The organism is Nocardia cyriacigeorgica NBRC 100375 (assembly GCF_000308555.1).
Classification (GTDB): Bacteria; Actinomycetota; Actinomycetes; order Mycobacteriales; family Mycobacteriaceae; genus Nocardia; species Nocardia cyriacigeorgica.
Genome location: NZ_BAFY01000156.1, coordinates 16,236 through 34,178 on the forward strand (window position 1 = coordinate 16,236; position 17,943 = coordinate 34,178).

Sequence of the window (17,943 nt, forward strand, 5' to 3'; positions counted from 1 at the left end):
ACCTCACCTTCGCAGCTCGCGTCGTGCGGGCAGACACCACGACACATCCGGCAGGCAACGGATTTTCGGCGCATCGTGATCCGAAACGTGGCGGCGGCCACAGCACAGTGTCGTACCCGGCCGCTACATTTGCTCCATGAATGATCCTGGGGCGGGGGTGCTGGCGGTGATGCCGCTGCACACGATCAGCGATGTCTACGGTGAAGACGGTCTGCGCGGGCGATTCGAGTTGGAGACGGCGGAGCTACCCGGCGCCGAGCAGCTCACGGCCGCACTCGACTTGGCCACCGAACTGCATCGCGACGACCGATACGGGCGCGAGCCGTACATCAATCATCTACTGCGCGTGGCGATCCGGATCGCCAGCCACTACGAGGTGCGCGACACCGAGGTGGTGATCGCCGGGCTGCTGCACGACTCGGTGGAAGACCATCCCACCGCATTGGCGGGCGCGCGGTCCGGATCGCCGACGTCGGCCGCACTGGCCGCCCTCACCGAGCGTTTCGGTTCCCGCGTCGCCGATATCGTCGCCTCGGTGACCAATCCGGCGCCCGACCCCGCCCGCGACCGGCACGAGCAGTACCGCGAGCACGTCATCACCGAACTCGAGCGGGCGCCATGGGCCAGAGTGGTCAAGTTGTCGGATTTCACCGACAACGGCGTGGGCATCCTGTACGCCACCGGCCCGGTCCTGCACAAACTCGCCACCAAATACCGGCCACTCACCGACGTCTACCGCGACCTGGTCTTGCGGGCGGACACCCCGCTCGCCGAGCACGTCAAGGTACACATCCTCGAGCAACTCGACCTGGCCGATCAACGTTTCGACGCCATCCTGGCACCACGCTGAGTCAACGGCGCCGCATTTCCCCGCCGGACCCGCCGCCACCCTGCCGAGCAGCCGAACCCGTCGGCCGCAGCACTCGCGGTGCCGCCGAGCGCGTGACCCGCGGCGGCCACCCGCTTCGCCAGGAGGCTCACCGCGCGGGGTGGATCACGGGCCTCGGCACCATATCCGCTACAGCACCGGAGCGGCGGGCGCGGTCGGCGAATGTCACGGGACCCGCAGGACCGATTCCGTCAGCGCGCGCACCGCCGCCGGCACCCGATCGGTCTCCCCCGATCGCACCAGATCGGGCACGGTCGGCCCGGCCAGACTATCCAGCAGTAGCCGCCCCATGACTTCGGCGTCCACGTCGGGGCGGGTCTCGCGCAGCAACGCGGTGATGTGGTCGAACCAGAATTGATGGAACTCAGCGGTTCTCGGATGCGGGGGCTCGTTGCGGTAGGCGGCCATGAGCTCGAGATTGTCGATCACCAGCCATGCCATCGCCTCGAAGAATGCGACGAGCCGCTCCCCCGCCGGCGCGCCAGGCCCCAGCGGCGGCGGCCCCTCCTTGACCGCGTTCATCAGCGTCACTGCACTCTCGGCGACCATCTCGTGCAGCAGCCCGGCGCGGTTGCCGAAGCGATGGAAGATGGTCCCCTTGCCGACGCCCGCGGCCGCCGCGACGCGGTCCATCGTGATCGCCTCGGCGCCCTGCTCGGCGAGCAGAGCCCTGGTCGCGTCCAGGATCGCGCGCCGATTGCGCGCGGCATCCGCGCGTTCGGCCGGGCGGCGGTCGGTCATCGCACCACTTTCATTGACAAGTTGACCGGCGGTCCATATCGTCGTGGTGACAAGTGGACTGTCAGTCAAGTTATAGAGTTCTGATGCAGGCAATCGTAATGACGGGAACCGGTGGGCCCGAGGTTCTGGTCGCGCGCGAGGTCCCCGAGCCGCGCCCCGAGGCCGGTGAGGTACTGATTCGCACCGAAGCGATCCCGGTCCTCTACCCGGAAACCCTCTTGCGCTCCGGCGTTTTCCCGATGGCGGCCGAGCTTCCCGCCGTTTTCGGATTCCAGGCGGCCGGCGAGGTGGTCGAGGTGGGTGCCGGAGCAGATCGGGATCTGGTCGGGCGGCGCGTTGTCGTGGAGACAGCGGGTGCGGGCTCGTATGCCGAATTCGTCCGCGCCTCCGCCGAATCCGCAACCCCCATCCCGGCCGGCGTTTCCGCCGACGATGCCGCGGCGGCGGTGATGAGCGGATCGGTCGCGCTCGCACTGCTGAAGGCCGCGCGCCTCACCGGCACCGAGACGGTGCTGGTGGAAGCGGGCGCGACGGGCGTCGGCAGCTATCTGGTCCAGCTCGCCGAGCAGTTCGGCGCGGCGCGGGTGATCGCCACCGCGGGCGATGCGGCCAAGCGGGAGCGGACCCGCGAGCTCGGTGCCGCCGACGTGGTCGATCACCGTGACGATGACTGGACCGAAACCTTGCGCGCCCGGCTCGGTGATGCCACCGTCGATGTCGTCTTCGATTCCATCGGCGGCTCCTCCGCCGCACCGCTGCTCGATGTGATGACCCCGGGCAGCGGGCGCATGCTCAGCTACGGCTGGCTCTCCGGTGCGCCGGCCCAGGTGTCGGCCGGCGATCTCCTCCCCCGTGGGCTCACCCTCGTCGGCTGCGCTGGACCCGCCTGGCTCGCGAGCCTTGCGCCACACCGAGCCGACATCCTCGACCGAGTCCACGCACTCGTCCCCGCCGTCGAGACGACGCTGCCGCTCGAAGACGCGGCCAAGGCGCATGAGCTGGTCGAATCACGCGCCCCGCTCGGCAAGATCATTCTGCGGCCCGGCGGGAATCGGTAGCGGGCAGGCCGGGCGCTGATCACGGCTGCGAGATCAGCGCCATGGCTTCGCCGACGATCGGCTCGTGCGTCAGCGTTCGAGCAGGAAGTCAGCGTTCGAGCAGGAAGAAGTAGGGCTCGGCCAGTCCGCGCATGTCCATGACGCCGAGCAGCGCGTCCTCGTCGAGGCGCCGGAAGTGATCGATGATCGGCAGATGGTCGTAGACCATGGCCGCGCTGACCACGCCACGGTACTCGATATCGCGCAACCGCGCCGTCGGCTTCTTGGTGCGCAGCGCAGGAGCGAGGAAGCGCAGGTTGTTGCGCACCGGGCGCAGCCAGGTGGCCGGGAATCGACCGGCCAGTCCCAGTGGGGCACGGCGCGGATCGACGGCGAAGATCGAACCGTTCTCATCGGAGAACAGCAGTGGATGCACCGCGTCGGCGCTGTCGAATTGCTTGCCGTACCAGCCGGATTCCACGAGCACGCCGGCCCACGGGTGACCGGTGTCGATTTCGCTGCCACGCCAGCGTCCGGTGGTCACTTCGGAGACGGGGGCGGCGGGCAGTTCGTCGAACACCGCCCACGCCTGCTCCGGCGTGCAGCGTCCACGCAATACCGTGCGCTGATCTTCGGTCATCGCCCGACTCCTCACCGTCGCAATGTTGGGAAGGAAAGTCTATCTGTCTCTCAATCCCTGGTGGCGATCGGGCACCGACCGGGATTTGACCTCGAGTGTGGTTGAGGAAGCAAGATCGATGCCGAGAGCGGGTCCGGCTTCGCGGCCGAGCTCCGCACTCGATTCGAGCCGTTCGCGGCTCGTCGCTCGCGCTCCCGCCGGGGTCCTGTACACCCACCCGGCGGGAGCTCGGAGTTGGCTCGGCGGCTTCCCACCTCGGCGCGATCGGTCCGAAACTTCCCGCCTGGCAACACTTCCTGTGCGGCAGGCCAGTGATACCGGGCAGGCCCGACCCGGGATACGCGGACGCTCCCGCCGCGCCGCGGATAGGGTGAACGGATGCGGACCGTGCTCGAACCACACGTCGATGCCGCCAATCACCTCACTCGCCGCTGGTGCGATATGGCCGGCGGCGGAGATTTCGTCCTCTCCGGTGCCGGACTGTGGCCATTGCTCGGCCTGATGGCCTCGGCGGCGGGCGGGCCGGCGCGGGCCGAACTCGAAGCGGCCATCGGGATGCCCGGCAGCACAGCGCATTCGATGGCGCTGCGACTCGTGGCGGCGATGAATGATTCCGTCGACCTCTCGGCAGCACTCGGCGTGTGGGTCAACCGCAGGCTGGCACTGAACGACGAGTGGCTCAGCGGTCTGCCGGTCGGCACCGTCGATCTGCTCACCGACCAAGCCGCTCTCGACGAGTGGGCCGATCGGCACACCCTGGGGCTGATCAAGAAGTTTCCGGTGCAGATCAACGATCTGACTCAACTCGTTCTGGCGACCGCGCTGGTGGCGCGCACAACGTGGCAGAAGCCGTTCCGCGAGACGACGATGACACCCGAGTCCGGTCCGTGGCAGGGATCGCCGGTGACAGCGTTGTCACGCACCACCGGCAGCCTGCGGGACGCGGCGATTCTGGACGGACCACATCCGGTGACCCGCATCGTTGTGCAAGGCACGACTGATGTCGATATCCACCTTCTGCAAGGCCCCGCGACTCCCGCCCACGTGCTCGCTACCGGAGTCGACGCGCTGGCCGGGGCAGTCGAGGTGCGGACCGACCTGCCGGTCGGCACCACCGGGCCCGGGCTGACGGTGCGCGAAGAGATTTCACTGAAGAACCGGCACCAACTCCGGCTGCGATTGCCGCCCTTCGATGTGCGATCCAAGCATGACCTGCTCGAGCCCCGCCTCGCCGCGCTGTTCGGCGTGACCACGGCGAAGACACCGGGCCATTGGTTCCCCGGAATCTCCCCGGCGCCGTTGATGATCGACAGGGGCGCACAGGACGTGCTGGCCCGCTTCACCAAGGACGGATTCGAAGCCGCGGCAGTCACCGCGTTCACCCTCGCCCCCGGCAGCATGCCGCCACCGCCGACCGAACACCGAATCACCGTGTGCAGCGCGACCTTCGACCGCCCTTTCGGTTTCCTCGCCGTCCACCGCCCCACCGGCCTCGTCATCGTGGCCGGCTGGATCGCCTCCCGGCCCGCGCAGCACCGGCCTGCCGTGCGCGATCAGAACACCGCATCGGCCACCCCGGTGCCCGTCCGGAGACGTCCCCAGCCGGTGCCGGTGTCGCCGCCGCCGCGTTCGGCTCCACCGCCACGGCATCCGGCCCCATCACCGTTCGGCCCGGCCATGGCTCCGCCCCCGCCTCCCACCCCGACCCGGCCACCACTCCCGGCGCCCGCCCCGCGGACGCACCGGCCACCCGCGCCGCCCTGGCCACCGGCCTCGGATGCACCGACGACTCCCCTGCGTCGCCCGCCCTCGCCGCCTCCACCGTGGCCGCCGTCCGCACCGTGACGCGACCGGTGGGTGATCCGACGTCGAACGCATCCCACGCGACGGTCCACACGGGGCTCATTCACGCCGAGCCGTCGCGCGATAAGCGACCGTCGCGCGATATTCGCGTTACCCGCCGAGGAATCGCCTTGTTACGCCGCTTCGACGCACCCCGGGTCCGGTGCCCGCGCACTGCCGACCAGGTGGACCGGCGAGACCCGGTCAGTCCCGATAGTCGACGCTCGCGGCGTCCTCATGCGGCAATCGACGCGGACCCGGTCCCTCGTCGCTGAGTGAGTCGCCGGGGTTGAGCACCCAGCAGGTTTGCAGCGACAGACAGCCACAGCCGATGCACCCGGTGAGTTCGCGTTCGAGGGCTTCCAGTTCGCGTCGGCGTGCGGCCAGATGCGATTGCCAGCGCCGCGAGATCCGTTGCCAATCGCGTTTACTCGGCATGCGGTCCTCCGGCAACGAGGCGAAGACCTCGGCGACCTCGGTGAGCGGGATCCCGAGACGCTTGGCGACCAGGATCAGCGACAGCCTGCGCAGCACATGCCTGCGGAAGCGTCGCTGATTACCCGAGGTGCGAATCGAGGTGATCAGCCCTTGGTCCTCGTAGAACCGAACCGCGGACGTGGCGATGCCCGCGCGCTGAGCCACCTCTCCGACCGTCAGCAGGTCGGTGGGTGCCGGTTTCGACATCGGACTCCTTGACTTCAAGTGAGCTTTAAGTTTTAGCGTAGCTGCTCGTGACTTCCACCTCGCTCGATGAGCACGAAAAGCCCTCCGACGATCCACCAACGCTGCCTCCGGTCACCGGCGGCTGGGGTGAGTTGTTGTCCCGCAGGCATATCGCGAGCGTCGCGGTCCTGGCCGGCGGCGTCGCCCTCTACGCGATGAACCTGTATTTCACCGCCGCGCTCATGCCGTCGATCGTCGACGACATCGGTGGCGCCGACTACTACGCATGGGTCGCGACAGGGTTCCTGATGGCGGCGGTCATCGCGTCCATGCTGGTCAGCCGAATACTCGGGAATCGTGGCGTGCGGGGCGCCTACCTCGTCGGCTTTCTCACCTTCGCGATCGGCGCCGCGGCCAACGCCCTGAGCCCGACGATGGAACTGCTGCTGGCCGGGCGCGTCATCCAGGGCTTCGGCGGCGGGTTGCTGGCCGGGCTCGGCTATGCAGTGATCAGGGCCGCGCTCCCCAGCCATCTGTGGGCACGGGCCGCGGGACTGGTGTCGGCGATGTGGGGCGTCGGCACGCTGGTAGGCCCAACCCTCGGCGGTGCGTTCGCCCAGGTCGGCGGCTGGCGCTGGGCCTACGCTCTGCTCCTGCTCGCCGCGGTGGCGCTGGCGGTGCTCGGCTATCGCGCCTTGCCGCCGCGCACCGCGGCAGCGGCCGAACACAGCGCGGTGCCGATGCTGTCGCTGTCACTGCTCACTGCCGCGGCGGCGGTGTTCAGCATCAGTTCTACGGTGGCCTCGGGATGGCCCACAGCGGGGTGCATGGCCGCGGGCGCGGTCTTGCTCGCCCTGTTCCTCGTCGCCGAGAAGCGTGGCTCGTCCTCGGTTCTGCCGCGCTCGACCTATCAGCGCGACAACCCGCTCAAGTGGGTGTACCTCACTGTCGCGGCGCTGTGCGCGGGTGTGATGACCGAGAACTTCATTCCACTGTTCGGTCAGGAGCTCGGCAATCTGGCACCGTTCGCCGCGGGACTGCTCGGCGCGGCTCTTTCCATCGGGTGGGTGGTGTCGCAGCTGTTCAGCGTCAACCTCGGCCCGGCCGCGGCGCGCCGCGCGGTCCGGATCGCACCGGTTCTGCTCACCGGTGGCCTACTCGCCTACGGGTTCGCCCAGTCCGCGGACGCCGCGGTCGTTCTCGTCCTGCTCTGGGCCGCAGCGCTTTTCCTGGCGGGCACAGGTATCGGCCTGGCCTTCCCGCACCTGAGCGTTGCCGCGATGTCCAGTACGACCGACGAGAACGAGGGCGCCAAGGCCGCGGCGGCGTTGAGCACCACCCAACTCATCGCCTACACCGTGACCTCCGCCGTCGCCGGCACCTTGGTCAACCTCGGCGGTGATTCGGTTCTCCATTCCTCACGACTGATGACCTTCGGGATCGCGGCGATCACCGTCGCCGGAACTGTCACCGCGTTGCGGGCGACACCTCGGAGCCGACCGGCAGCGGGCCGGTAGACGAATCGGTCCCGGCCGAACCTCGAGAGGTTCACGACCGGGACCGATTCGGCGTCTCGATGGCGTCAGCCGGTGATCTCCCACTCGTACACCGTGACTTCCGATGCCCCGGTCGTATGTACCGGATCGGTGTAGACGATCTCGCGGGCCTGATCGAGCGAATCGGCCAGCACGATATAGGCACCACCGGTGCCGTCGGTGAAGCGACCGGTTTCCTGCAGCATGCCCTTGGCCCGCAGTTCGGCGAGGAACTGCTTATGCGGTTCCACCACGGCCGGATCGAACCGCGGTGTGCGCATGACCATGACCAGGTACTTGTGCATCACTGCTCCGGTTCGGGACGCGGCGCACGGGTGGCCGCGGCCGCCGCGCGGACCTGCGGCGCCACCAGCACCACCTGACCGAGCACACCGTTGACGAACGACGGGGAGTCGTCGGTGGACAGCTCCTTGGCCAGTTCCACCGCCTCGTCGACCGCCACCACCGGCGGCACATCATTGGCGTGGAACAACTCCCACACCGCGATCCGCAGGATCGCGCGGTCGACGGCGGGCAGCCGCGACAGCGTCCAGTCCTGCAGGTAGGACTCGATGGTGCCGTCGACCTGGTCGAGGTCGTCGGCGACGCCTTCCACCAGCGTGCGGGTGTAGGCGTGCACCGGCGCGACGGCCTGATCGGTGACCGACAGCTCGACCCGCTCGTCGATCAGATCAGCGGGGTCGATATCGCGGGCCTCGGCTTCGAACAGCAGATCCACCGCGCGACGCCTGGCCTTGTGGCGTGCGCCGAGTTTCTTGAACGCGGGTTTCTTCTCCGCGGGCTGGTCCGCCATGCGGCGTCAGGAGTTGACGCGGCTGATGTAGCTGCCGTCGCGGGTGTCGATCTTCAGCTTGTCGCCCACGTTGATGAACAGCGGGACCTGCACCTCGGCACCGGTCTCGATGGTGGCCGGCTTGGTGCCCGCGCTGGAGCGGTCGCCCTGCAGGCCGGGCTCGGTGTGGGTGACCTCGACCTCGATGGAGACCGGAAGCTCGATGAACAGCGCCTCGCCCTCGTGCATGGCGATCTGCACGCCCATGTTCTCCAGCAGGAAGCCACCGGCCTTGCCGACGATGTTCTCGCCCAGGTGGATCTGGTCGTAGGTCTCGCCGTCCATGAAGATGTAGTCGGAGCCGTCGTGGTACAGGTAGGTCATATCGCGCCGGTCGACGGTCGCGGTTTCGACCTTCACACCAGCGTTGAACGTCTTGTCGACCACCTTGCCGGAGACCACGTTCTTCAGCTTGGTCCGCACGAAGGCGGGGCCCTTGCCCGGCTTCACGTGCTGGAACTCGACGATCTGCTGGAGCTGATTGTCGATCTTCAGCACGAGGCCGTTCTTGAAGTCGCTGGTGTCCGCCACTGTCTTCGGATCTCCTCGGTTCTCGGCGACCGGCGTCACTCGACGACGGTCAGGTCTTTGCTGGTGCGGGTGAGCAGTTCCGGGCCCCCTTCGCGCACCACGAGCGTGTCCTCGATCCGGACCCCGCCGCGGCCGGGAAAGTACACACCTGGTTCGACGGTCACCGCCACGCCAGACAGCAGTGTACCCGTGCCCGCTTTCGCGATTCCGGGCGCTTCGTGGATACGCAGTCCGACCCCGTGTCCGAGTCCGTGCACGAACAGCGCGCCGTGACCCGCGGCGTCGATGACGGCCCGGGCCGCACCGTCCACATCGGCGACCGGCACACCCGGTCGCAGGGCCTCGCGCCCGGCCCGCTGCGCCTCGCGCACCAGTTCATAGACCTCGCGCTGCCAGTCGGCCGGGCGGCCGAGTACCAGCGTTCGGGTCATGTCGGAGTGGTAGCCGCCGACGACCGCGCCGAAATCGAGTTTCACGAAGTCGCCGGTCGCCAGCACCGCATCGGTCGGACGGTGATGCGGGACAGCCGAATTCGCTCCCGCGGCGACGATGGTCTCGAAGGCGACGGCTTCGCCGCCGTGTTCGAACATCGCCCATTCCAGGTCGCGGGCCACCTGTCGTTCGGTGCGACCGGGCCGCAGCGCGCCACGGTCGAGCAGGGTGGCCAGCGCGGCGTCGCCGACCGCGCACGCCGCGCGCAGCCGGTCCACCTCGTAGGCGTCCTTGACCATGCGCAACTGTTCGACGAGCCCGGGTGTGGCGACCAGTTCCAGACCGGTGCTGAGCTCCTCGAAGCCGCGGTGCTCGTCGACGGTGACCACGTGGCTCTCGTAGCCGACGCGGCCGAGCTGCCACTCGCCGGCCAGTTCCACGACCCGGCGGGCGCACGCGCGCACGATGTCGGCGTGCAGGTCGGGCACCTGCTCGGCGACCTGGGTGCGATAGCGGCCGTCGGTACTGATGACGGTGCGGTCTTCGGCGCCGTGCGCATCCCAGGAGGACACCAGCAGTGCGGCGTTCGAGCCGGTGAAGCCGGTCAGGTACCGGATGTTGACCAGGTCGGTGACCAGCAGCCCGTCGATCTCGTTCTCCACCAGCAGACTCCGCAGCGCGCTTCGACGCGCCGCGTAGTCGGGCCGCAGCCCCGCAGCATCAGCAGACATGGGTCAAAGCTACCGCCGTCCTCCGCGGACTCGACACCCCAGCAGGTTTTGGGAGTACACTCCGATTTACTAGTTCACTCGCAAATAGGTGGTGTCTCCTATGTCAGTGCTGCTCTATCGGCTGGGAATCGGAAGTTTCCGGCGCCGCGGCCTGGTCGTGGTGGTGTGGCTCGCGGTGATCGCCGGGGCGATCGGGGCAGCGGCCACGTTGTCCGGACCGACCTCGGATACGTTCACGGTGCCCGGCACCGAATCGCAGCGGGCCATCGATCTGATGACGCAGCGCTTCCCCGATGCCGCCGCGAACGGCGCCGCGGCGAGGGTGGTGCTGGTGGCCCCGGAGGGCAACCGCCTCGAGGACGCGAGGCAGAAGATCGATCGGGTCCGTGACCAGCTGGCGGTCGGCCCGAATGTCGCGCAGGTCGGCGACCTCGGCCCCGCCACCATCGCCGCCGACGGACGAACGGGCCTGATCGAGGTGTCGTATCGGGTGAGCCGGGAAGAACTGACCGAGGCCGATCGCGACGCCGTCGCTGCGGCGCTCATCATCGCCCGCGAGGCGGGGTTGACCGCCGAAGCCGGGGCCGACGCCGCAGCCGCCCCCGATGAGGGCGCAGGCGAAACCATCGGCGTGCTGGTGGCGGCGGTGGTGCTGCTGATCACCCTCGGCTCACTGCTGGCGGCCGGATTGCCGCTGCTGGTGGCGGCCGCCGGGCTCACCGTCGGACTGGCCATGATCACCGCGGCGAGCGGCTTCGCCGACCTGAACACCGATACCTCGGCGCTGGCACTGATGCTGGGCATCGCGGTCGCCATCGACTACTCGCTGTTCATCATCCTGCGCTACCGCCAGCTCGCCGCCGAGGGTTATGCGCTGCCCGAAGCCGCCGGTCAGGCCGTCGGGCGGGCCGGCTCGGCGGTGTTGTTCGCCGGTCTCACCGTGGTCATCGCTCTGGCCGGATTGACGGTGGTCGGCATCCCGGCACTCACTCAGGTCGGCGTGGCGGCGGCGTTCACCGTCGCGATGGCGGTGATCGCGGCCTTGACGCTCTTGCCGGCCCTGCTCGGCTTCGGCGGCGCGCGGCTGGTGCGGGTGCGTAGCCCGCGCCGCGGCACCGGGAATGCCCGGATGACGATGGGCAGGAGGTGGGCCACCACCGTGGTAGGACACCGGCTGCCGGTACTGCTCGGCGCCACAGCGATTCTGCTGCTGGCGGCGGTGCCCGCGCTGGATCTGCGGCTCGGCTTCCCGGACGACGGCACCGCGCCGGCCGACACCACCCAGCGCAAGGCCTACGACCTGATCGCGGACGGGTTCGGCCCCGGCGTCAACGGCCCGCTCACCGTGGTGGTCGACGCGGGCGCCGACGGGGCCGCCCCCGCCGCGGCCGCCCGAGCGCGCACGATCATCGACGGCCTCGACGGAGTGGCGGCCATCGCGCCGCCGGTCTTCGACGCCACCGGCGCCACCGCATTGCTGTCGGTGATACCCGAACGCGGTCCGGCCGATCCCGCCACCGCTGAGGTTCTCGAGGCCATCCGCACCGAGGCCGGGCGCGCCGAACTGCCGGGTGCCGCGCGAGTGATGGTCACCGGCCAGACCGCCCTCGATATCGACTCGTCGGCGAAATTGCGGGCCGCGCTGCTGCCCTACCTCGCTCTGGTCGGCGGCCTGGCCTTCGTGCTGTTGATCCTGGTATTCCGTTCCTTGCTGGTTCCGCTGGTCGCGGCCGCCGGGTTCCTGCTCAGTGTGGCGGCAACCTTCGGCGTGGTGGTCGCGGTGTTCCAGTGGGGCTGGTTCAACGATCAGCTGGGTGTGCAGTCCTCCGGCATCATCGTCAACCTGCTGCCGGTGATGTTGGTCGGCATGGTGTTCGGGCTGGCGATGGACTACCAGGTGTTCCTGGTGACCCGCATGCGGGAGGAGCATCTGCGCGGACGCAGCACCGATGCCGCGATCGTGGACGGCTTCGCCGCGGGCGCCAGGGTGGTCACCGCCGCCGCGATCATCATGATCAGTGTGTTCGCCGGATTCCTGTTCTCGGCCACACCGATGGTGCAGTCTTTCGGTTTCGCCCTCGCGGCCGCGGTGCTCTTCGATGCGTTCCTGGTCCGCATGACGGTGGTGCCGGCCATGATGTCGCTGCTGGGCCGGAAGGGCTGGTGGCTGCCAGGATGGCTGGATCGACTGCTGCCCGAGATCGACGTCGAGGGACGCAAGCTCGATGACCTCGGCGCTGGAGCACCCGACGCCGTGGCGCCGACCCCGCGCGGCGCACAGACGGTGGACGCGGCCGCTGTTGCAGAATCGAGTCAGCCGCCGTCGCGGGATTGAGCACAGGGAGTGGGGTACACGGTGAGTTCGTCGGTCGGAGATCAGCAATCCGCAGCAGCCGGAAAGCAACCCTCCGGTGCGACGGCCGGCCGGTCCACGGCGTCGCCACGCGCGGCCAAGCCCGCCCGGGGGCTGCGCGAGCTCAAGAAGGCCAGGACCGCGGCCGCCATCCAGCGCCATGCCATGACCCTGTTCGAGACCAACGGTTATGACGCGACGCCGGTCGAAGCGGTGGCCGCGGCGGCCGAAGTCGCCCCGAGCACCGTGTACCGCTACTTCCCCACCAAAGAAGATCTCGTCATCTCCGACGAGTACGACAACGTGCTGTTCACCAAGCTGGCCGAACAACCGGCCGAGGCAAGCGCGGTGGAAGCGTTGCGCGCCGCCTTTCACGAGGTGAGCGCCGAGATGTCGGAGGCCGACATCGAACTCGGCCGGCGCCGGACCCGGCTGATGTTGCATGAGCCGGGCCTGCGCGGGGCCACGCTGACCAACCTGCTCGCCATCGAACGCGCGATCGCCGATCTGGTCGCGCAACGGACCGGAGGCGACAGCGACGACCCGGAAATCGCCTGGTTCAGCGGCGCGGTCGTCGGTATAGCGCTCGGGTTCATGCGCCGCTGGGTGGACAATCCCGATCGCGACGTGGTGTCGGTGTTCGACGACGCGCTCGACCGGCTGGCCTCCGGACTCAGCTTCTGACAGCTGCGAATCGAGCGGTATTCACAGCCGTCACGGTTATCCACAATCGGTCCTCGGTGCCTCCCGCGCGGACCGCCGCCCTGTCACTGTCGACGGATGGAGATCTTCGCGCTCATCGCGCTCGCTGCTTGGTGTATGGCATTGAGCGTCAGCGATATTCGCAGCAGGCGGCTGCCTGATCTGCTCACCGGTCCCGGCGCGGCCGTCGTGTTCGCCTACGCGGGGTGCACCGGCAGGCTCGCCGCGGCTCTGGCCGGGGCTGCGCTGCTGGCCGTGCCGTATCTCATCGTGCACGTGGTGACGCCGGCCGCGTTCGGGGCCGGCGATGTCAAGCTCGCCATCGGGCTCGGGGCGGCCGCTGGGATGTGCGGCGGGCGGGTGTGGGTCTGGGCCGCCATCGGTGCGCCGCTGCTGACCGCCGTCGCCGGCATCGCGGCACTCGCGATGTCTCTGCGCGAACGTGGCCGGACCGATCCGGCCGCCGAGCCGATCGGCTCATCCGCCGGATCGGTCCGGGGCCCGCGGCGGCCGCGCTGGAGACGCAGCCTGCACAGGTCTCGCACCCGCGCGCCCGCAGCGTCATCGACGGCCGGTCCGGTCGCCGTGCCGCACGGTCCGTCGATGTGCGTGGCGACGCTGCTCGCGATCGGGTTCGGGTGACCACGCGGCAACCGTTCGGCGCCGACGGAGAGGGTGCCGCTGATCACGATGGACCGGTTTCCCGGCGGAGAGCGTCGCCATGGAAAGATGGACGGCGTGCTGCGCTGGATAACTGCTGGAGAATCCCATGGTCCCGCTCTCGTCGCCATCCTCGACGGGATGGTGGCCGGTGTCGAGGTGACGTCGGACGAGATCTCCGCGCAGTTGGCGCGCCGTCGGCTCGGGTACGGGCGCGGCGCCCGGATGAAGTTCGAAGCCGACAAGGTCACCATCGTCGGCGGTGTCCGACACGGTCGCACCATGGGTGGCCCGGTCGCCATCGAGGTGGCCAACTCCGAATGGCCGAAGTGGACCACGGTCATGTCCGCCGACCCGGTGGATCCGGCCGAACTGGCCGATCTGGCACGCAATGCGCCGCTGACCCGCCCCCGCCCGGGCCACGCCGACTACTCGGGCATGCTCAAGTACGGCTTCGACGACGCCCGCCCGGTGCTCGAGCGCGCCAGCGCCCGCGAGACCGCGGCCCGCGTCGCGGCGGGCACGGTGGCGCGCGCGTTCCTGCGCCAGGCGTTCGGGGTGGAGGTCGTCTCGCATGTGATCTCGATCGGTACCGCCGCCAACACCACCGGCCACGTCCCGACCGCCGCCGACCTGGACGCGATCGACGCCAGCCCGGTGCGCGCCTTCGATGCCGAGGCCGAAGCGGCGATGATCGCCGAGATCGAAGCCGCCAAGAAGGACGGCGACACCCTCGGCGGGGTCGTCGAGGTCGTGGTGGAGGGACTTCCGGTCGGTCTCGGCTCCTTCACCAGCGGCGAAAACCGCCTCGACTCGCGACTGGCCGCCGCGCTCATGGGCATTCAGGCGATCAAGGGTGTCGAGGTGGGCGACGGTTTCGAGACCGCGCGCCGGCGCGGCAGCCAGGCCCACGACGAGATGAAGCCCGGCCCCGACGGCGTGCTGCGCTCGACCAACCGGGCCGGCGGCCTGGAAGGCGGCATGACCAATGGCGAAGCCCTGCGGGTGCGTGCGGCGATGAAGCCGATCTCCACGGTGCCGCGCGCGCTGTCGACGGTCGATATGAGCAGCGGCGAGGAAGCCGTCGCGATTCACCAGCGTTCGGATGTGTGCGCGGTGCCCGCGGCCGGCGTGGTGGCCGAATCGATGGTGGCGCTGGTGCTCGCGCAGGCCGCGCTGGAGAAGTTCGGCGGCGATTCGCTCACCGAGACCTGCGACAACATCACCAGCTACGTCAAGCGCATCAGCACCCGTCCGCATGTGGCGCCGACCGACGCGGACAGTCGGGCACGATGACCTCCCAGGCCGAGCCGCGCGCTCCGCGCGTGGTGCTGGTCGGACCGCCAGGGGCCGGTAAATCGACGATCGGCCGCAAGCTCGCGCGCGAACTCGGCGTGCAGCTCTACGACACCGATGCCGGAATCGAACAGGAAACCGGGCGCAGCATCGCCGATATCTTCGCCACCGACGGTGAGGCCGAGTTCCGCCAGATCGAAGAGCAGGTGGTGCGCCGCGCCATCCTCGACGAGCCCGGTGTGGTGTCCCTCGGCGGCGGTGCGGTGCTCTCGGAGAACACCAGGGCGCTGCTGCGTGAGCACACCGTGGTGTACCTGGAAATCAGTGTGGCCGAAGGCCTTCGCCGCACCGGGACCAGCACTGCCCGCCCGCTGCTCAACGGCGCCGATCCCGGTGCCAAATATCGCGAGCTGATGCGGCACCGGCGACCGCTGTACCGGGAGGTCGCGACAGTGCGGGTGCGCACCGACGGACGCAGCCCGGGCCGGGTGGTGAAGATGATCCTGGGCAAGCTGTCGCTGGAGTCCGTGCGACCGGTCGCGGGCGAGGGCACCGAACAGCAGAACCGGCCGCGCACCACCAGCCCGCAGGGCAGCAGCAGGTCACGCGCCCGCCGCAGGTCCAGGGCGAGGGCAGCGGCCCGCCGGGCGGCACAGGCGGCCGCGAACGGGCAGACCGGGACCACCGACCAGACCGCGACGCCCGGCACCGGGCAGTCCGGTGTTGCCGCGACAGCCCAGAGCGGCGCCGCGGCGAGCAACTCGTCCACCGGACGGTCCCGCCGAGCCAGGGCCCGCCGGGCTCGCGCTCGCGCACGCACCCAACAGGAACGCACAGAATCGGAGCAGAGCACGTGACAGAGCCGAGTCGCATCGAGGTCCGCACCGCCGACCCGTATCCGGTGATCATCGGCCGTGGCTTGCTCGGCGAGCTCGTCGAGTCGGTCACCGGCAGCGGTTCCGGCGTGCGTACCGTCGCGATCTTCCACCAGCCGCCGCTGGCCGAAACCGCCGAGGTGGTGCGTAAAGCACTGGCCGACACCGGGATCGACGCCCATCGCATCGAGATCCCGGACGCCGAAGCAGGCAAGGATCTGGCCGTGGCCGGTTTCTGCTGGGAGGTGCTCGGCCGCATCGGCTTGACCCGCAACGACGTCATCGTCAGCCTCGGCGGCGGCGCGGCCACCGACCTCGCCGGATTCGTCGCCGCCACCTGGATGCGCGGGGTGAAGATCGTGCACGTGCCCACCACCCTGCTGGCGATGGTGGACGCGGCCGTCGGCGGCAAGACCGGTATCAACACCGAGGCCGGCAAGAACCTGGTGGGCTGTTTCCACGAACCCTCGGCGGTGCTGGTCGATCTCGCGACGCTGGAAACGGTGCCGCACAACGAGATCGTCGCGGGCATGGCCGAGATCATCAAGGCCGGTTTCATCGCCGATCCGGTGATCCTGGATCTGATCGAGGCCGATCCGCAGGCCGCGCTCGACCCCACCGGCGAGGTGCTGCCGGAATTGATCCGTCGTGCCATCGCGGTCAAGGCGGAGGTGGTTGCGGCCGATCTGAAGGAAGCCGCGCTGCGCGAGATCCTCAACTACGGCCACACGCTCGGCCACGCCATCGAGCGTCGGGAACGCTACCGCTGGCGCCATGGTGCCGCGGTCTCGGTGGGCTTGGTGTTCGCCGCCGAACTCGGCAGGCTGGCCGGCCGCCTCGACGACGCCACCGCCGACCGGCACCGCACCGTGCTGGAGAGTGTCGGTCTGCCCACCACCTACGACGCCGATGCGCTGCCGCAGCTGCTCGAGTCGATGCAGACCGACAAGAAGACCCGTTCGGGCGTCCTGCGTTTCGTGGTCCTGGACGGCCTGGCCAAACCCGGCCGGCTGGAAGGCCCCGATCCCACACTGCTTGCCGCCGCGTATTCGGCGATCGCCCGTGATCCCGAACCCGGTGCGGGCGGCGCGATCCTGCTCTAGGACCTCGTGATCCCCCGAGGCCGCCCGGGGGATCACCGCGTCAGGACGCGGTCGCTACCGGCTGATGGGTACCGGCCGCGGCGGAGCCGTCCTTACTGCCGAGCCTGCGCCCGAGCGCGATTCCGGCCAGGGCCGGGATGAAGATCAGCAGCACGATGAACGAGGCGCCCGCGGTCATTTCGAACAGCAGCCCGTTGTCGCCGAGCGCGAACCCAGGCAGCAGGTCCAGGATCCAGGACACCGCGCCGCTGGCGAGGCCGCCCGCCACCGCGGCCTTCAACCACGGAATGGTCAGATCGGCGCCGCCATCGCCCCCCGGATGCGCGGCCCGGTCGCGACGGCCGTCGAGAAAGCCCCATCCGAGGCCCGCGGCGATGATCACCACCAGGCACAGCAACCGCATCCACGCGCCCTGCGTCGGCCAGTTCACCATGCCGATCCCCAGCAGGACCCGCAAGCCGACGACCAGCGCACCGAGCACTGTGGCCCGCAACACCCAAGCTGTCATGCCGACCACCATAACCCCCACCCCCTCCACACAAAACTAGAACCCGTTACAGAGTTGGCCGTGTCGGAACCGGAGTCGATAACCGCCAGTTCACCGCGGCGTTTCCCAACCATGGTGAAGCGGTCGCGGCACTGGTAGAGACTTCCTGGTCGGTTCTCGACTGTGGAGGCGAAGGCGCGAATGGTTCTCGATCTCGGAGTGCAGCCGGCATACCGGCACGGTGTCTACCCGGACGAGAACGGCAGATTCGGCGCGTTCGGCGGGCGCTACGTTCCCGAAGGCCTCATGCCCGCACTACTCGATCTCGAGCGGGCCTATCGGCGGGCCCGCGCCGATCCGGCATTCGACGAACACCTCACCACCCTGCTGCGCGATCGGGTGGGCCGCCCCACCCGGCTGCACGAGGCGCCCCGCTTCGCCGCGACACTGGGTGTGCCCGGTCTGAAGGTCTATCTCAAACGCGAGGATATGGCGTACACCGGCTCGCACAAGATCAACAACGCGCTCGGGCAGGCGCTGCTGGCGCAGCGCCTCGGCAAGACGAGGATCGTC

General features: G+C 69.3%; 17 protein-coding genes and 2 pseudogenes. 11 read left to right on the plus strand and 8 right to left on the minus strand.

Annotated elements, in window-relative coordinates; all coding sequences use genetic code 11:
- The first annotated feature begins 136 nt into the window (after positions 1–136).
- On the plus strand, positions 137–850 hold the full coding sequence (locus tag RJ05_RS15000) for an HD domain-containing protein (RefSeq protein WP_036537829.1): 714 nt from the start codon (positions 137–139) through the stop codon (positions 848–850).
- 204 nt (positions 851–1,054) lie between these two features.
- Here the strand turns inward: RJ05_RS15000 and RJ05_RS15005 are convergent, their stop codons facing one another.
- Positions 1,055–1,630 carry a TetR/AcrR family transcriptional regulator gene (locus RJ05_RS15005; RefSeq protein WP_036537830.1) on the minus strand — a complete coding sequence of 192 codons (576 nt, stop codon included), beginning with the start codon at positions 1,628–1,630 and terminating at the stop codon, positions 1,055–1,057.
- A gap of 83 nt (positions 1,631–1,713) precedes the next feature.
- Here RJ05_RS15005 and RJ05_RS15010 point away from each other — a divergent pair, with 83 nt between their 5' ends.
- On the plus strand, positions 1,714–2,688 hold the full coding sequence (locus RJ05_RS15010) for a quinone oxidoreductase family protein (protein ID WP_036537831.1): 975 nt from the start codon (positions 1,714–1,716) through the stop codon (positions 2,686–2,688).
- Positions 2,689–2,776: 88 nt separating this feature from the next.
- Here RJ05_RS15010 and RJ05_RS15015 read toward each other — a convergent pair whose 3' ends face one another.
- Positions 2,777–3,307, minus strand: coding sequence for a DUF4334 domain-containing protein (locus tag RJ05_RS15015; protein ID WP_036537832.1), 531 nt, complete (start codon positions 3,305–3,307; stop codon positions 2,777–2,779).
- A 378-nt stretch (positions 3,308–3,685) separates the two neighbouring features.
- On the opposite strand from RJ05_RS15015, the gene RJ05_RS15020 reads away from it, so the two are divergent.
- Positions 3,686–5,152: a serpin family protein gene (locus RJ05_RS15020; RefSeq protein WP_036537833.1), complete on the plus strand. Its 1,467-nt coding sequence runs from the start codon at positions 3,686–3,688 to the stop codon at positions 5,150–5,152.
- A 201-nt stretch (positions 5,153–5,353) separates the two neighbouring features.
- Here the strand turns inward: RJ05_RS15020 and soxR are convergent, their stop codons facing one another.
- On the minus strand, positions 5,354–5,833 hold the full coding sequence (gene soxR / locus RJ05_RS15025; RefSeq protein ID WP_036537834.1) for a redox-sensitive transcriptional activator SoxR: 480 nt from the start codon (positions 5,831–5,833) through the stop codon (positions 5,354–5,356).
- Positions 5,834–5,880: 47 nt separating this feature from the next.
- On the opposite strand from soxR, the gene RJ05_RS15030 reads away from it, so the two are divergent.
- Entirely contained in the window at positions 5,881–7,329 is a 1,449-nt protein-coding gene (locus tag RJ05_RS15030) for an MFS transporter (protein ID WP_306306392.1), read from the plus strand.
- Positions 7,330–7,394: 65 nt separating this feature from the next.
- On the opposite strand, the gene RJ05_RS15035 is transcribed toward RJ05_RS15030, so the two are convergent.
- Genes RJ05_RS15035 through RJ05_RS15050 form a run of 4 tightly spaced genes read right to left on the minus strand, consistent with a single transcriptional unit; the run spans position 7,395 to position 9,894 of the window.
- A complete protein-coding gene (locus tag RJ05_RS15035) occupies positions 7,395–7,652 on the minus strand; it encodes a YciI family protein (protein ID WP_036537845.1) in 258 nt (85 codons plus the stop codon).
- Entirely contained in the window at positions 7,652–8,161 is a 510-nt protein-coding gene (gene nusB, locus RJ05_RS15040; protein ID WP_036537835.1) for a transcription antitermination factor NusB, read from the minus strand. Before nusB ends, RJ05_RS15035 begins: the two co-directional genes overlap by 1 nt.
- 6 nt (positions 8,162–8,167) lie before the next feature.
- Positions 8,168–8,731, minus strand: a complete 564-nt coding sequence (gene efp, locus RJ05_RS15045) for an elongation factor P (RefSeq protein ID WP_014351746.1) — start codon at positions 8,729–8,731, stop codon at positions 8,168–8,170.
- 35 nt (positions 8,732–8,766) lie between these two features.
- Complete coding sequence (locus tag RJ05_RS15050) at positions 8,767–9,894, minus strand: M24 family metallopeptidase (RefSeq protein ID WP_036537836.1); 1,128 nt, start codon at positions 9,892–9,894, stop codon at positions 8,767–8,769.
- Positions 9,895–9,994: 100 nt separating this feature from the next.
- On the opposite strand from RJ05_RS15050, the gene RJ05_RS15055 reads away from it, so the two are divergent.
- The 6 genes and pseudogenes from RJ05_RS15055 (at position 9,995) to aroB (ending at position 16,883) form a co-directional block, all read left to right on the plus strand.
- Positions 9,995–12,229, plus strand: coding sequence for an MMPL family transporter (locus tag RJ05_RS15055; RefSeq protein WP_036537837.1), 2,235 nt, complete (start codon positions 9,995–9,997; stop codon positions 12,227–12,229).
- A 21-nt stretch (positions 12,230–12,250) separates the two neighbouring features.
- Positions 12,251–12,931: an acyl-CoA-like ligand-binding transcription factor gene (locus RJ05_RS29390; RefSeq protein ID WP_138445511.1), complete on the plus strand. Its 681-nt coding sequence runs from the start codon at positions 12,251–12,253 to the stop codon at positions 12,929–12,931.
- A gap of 96 nt (positions 12,932–13,027) precedes the next feature.
- A complete protein-coding gene (locus RJ05_RS15060) occupies positions 13,028–13,591 on the plus strand; it encodes a prepilin peptidase (protein WP_036537838.1) in 564 nt (187 codons plus the stop codon).
- Between the two features lie 96 nt (positions 13,592–13,687).
- Positions 13,688–14,905 (plus strand): chorismate synthase, encoded by a 1,218-nt coding sequence (gene aroC / locus RJ05_RS15065; protein WP_051016593.1) that lies wholly within the window; start codon positions 13,688–13,690, stop codon positions 14,903–14,905.
- Positions 14,902–15,423, plus strand: a pseudogene (locus RJ05_RS32340) (shikimate kinase); the annotation flags it as partial. The gene aroC and the pseudogene RJ05_RS32340, both read left to right, overlap by 4 nt.
- A 335-nt stretch (positions 15,424–15,758) precedes the next feature.
- Complete coding sequence (gene aroB, locus RJ05_RS15075; RefSeq protein ID WP_036537841.1) at positions 15,759–16,883, plus strand: 3-dehydroquinate synthase; 1,125 nt, start codon at positions 15,759–15,761, stop codon at positions 16,881–16,883.
- A gap of 40 nt (positions 16,884–16,923) precedes the next feature.
- On the opposite strand, the gene RJ05_RS15080 is transcribed toward aroB, so the two are convergent.
- Positions 16,924–17,391, minus strand: a complete 468-nt coding sequence (locus tag RJ05_RS15080) for a B-4DMT family transporter (RefSeq protein WP_228789010.1) — start codon at positions 17,389–17,391, stop codon at positions 16,924–16,926.
- A gap of 180 nt (positions 17,392–17,571) precedes the next feature.
- Here RJ05_RS15080 and RJ05_RS15085 point away from each other — a divergent pair.
- Positions 17,572–17,943, plus strand: a pseudogene (locus tag RJ05_RS15085) (tryptophan synthase subunit beta); the annotation flags it as partial.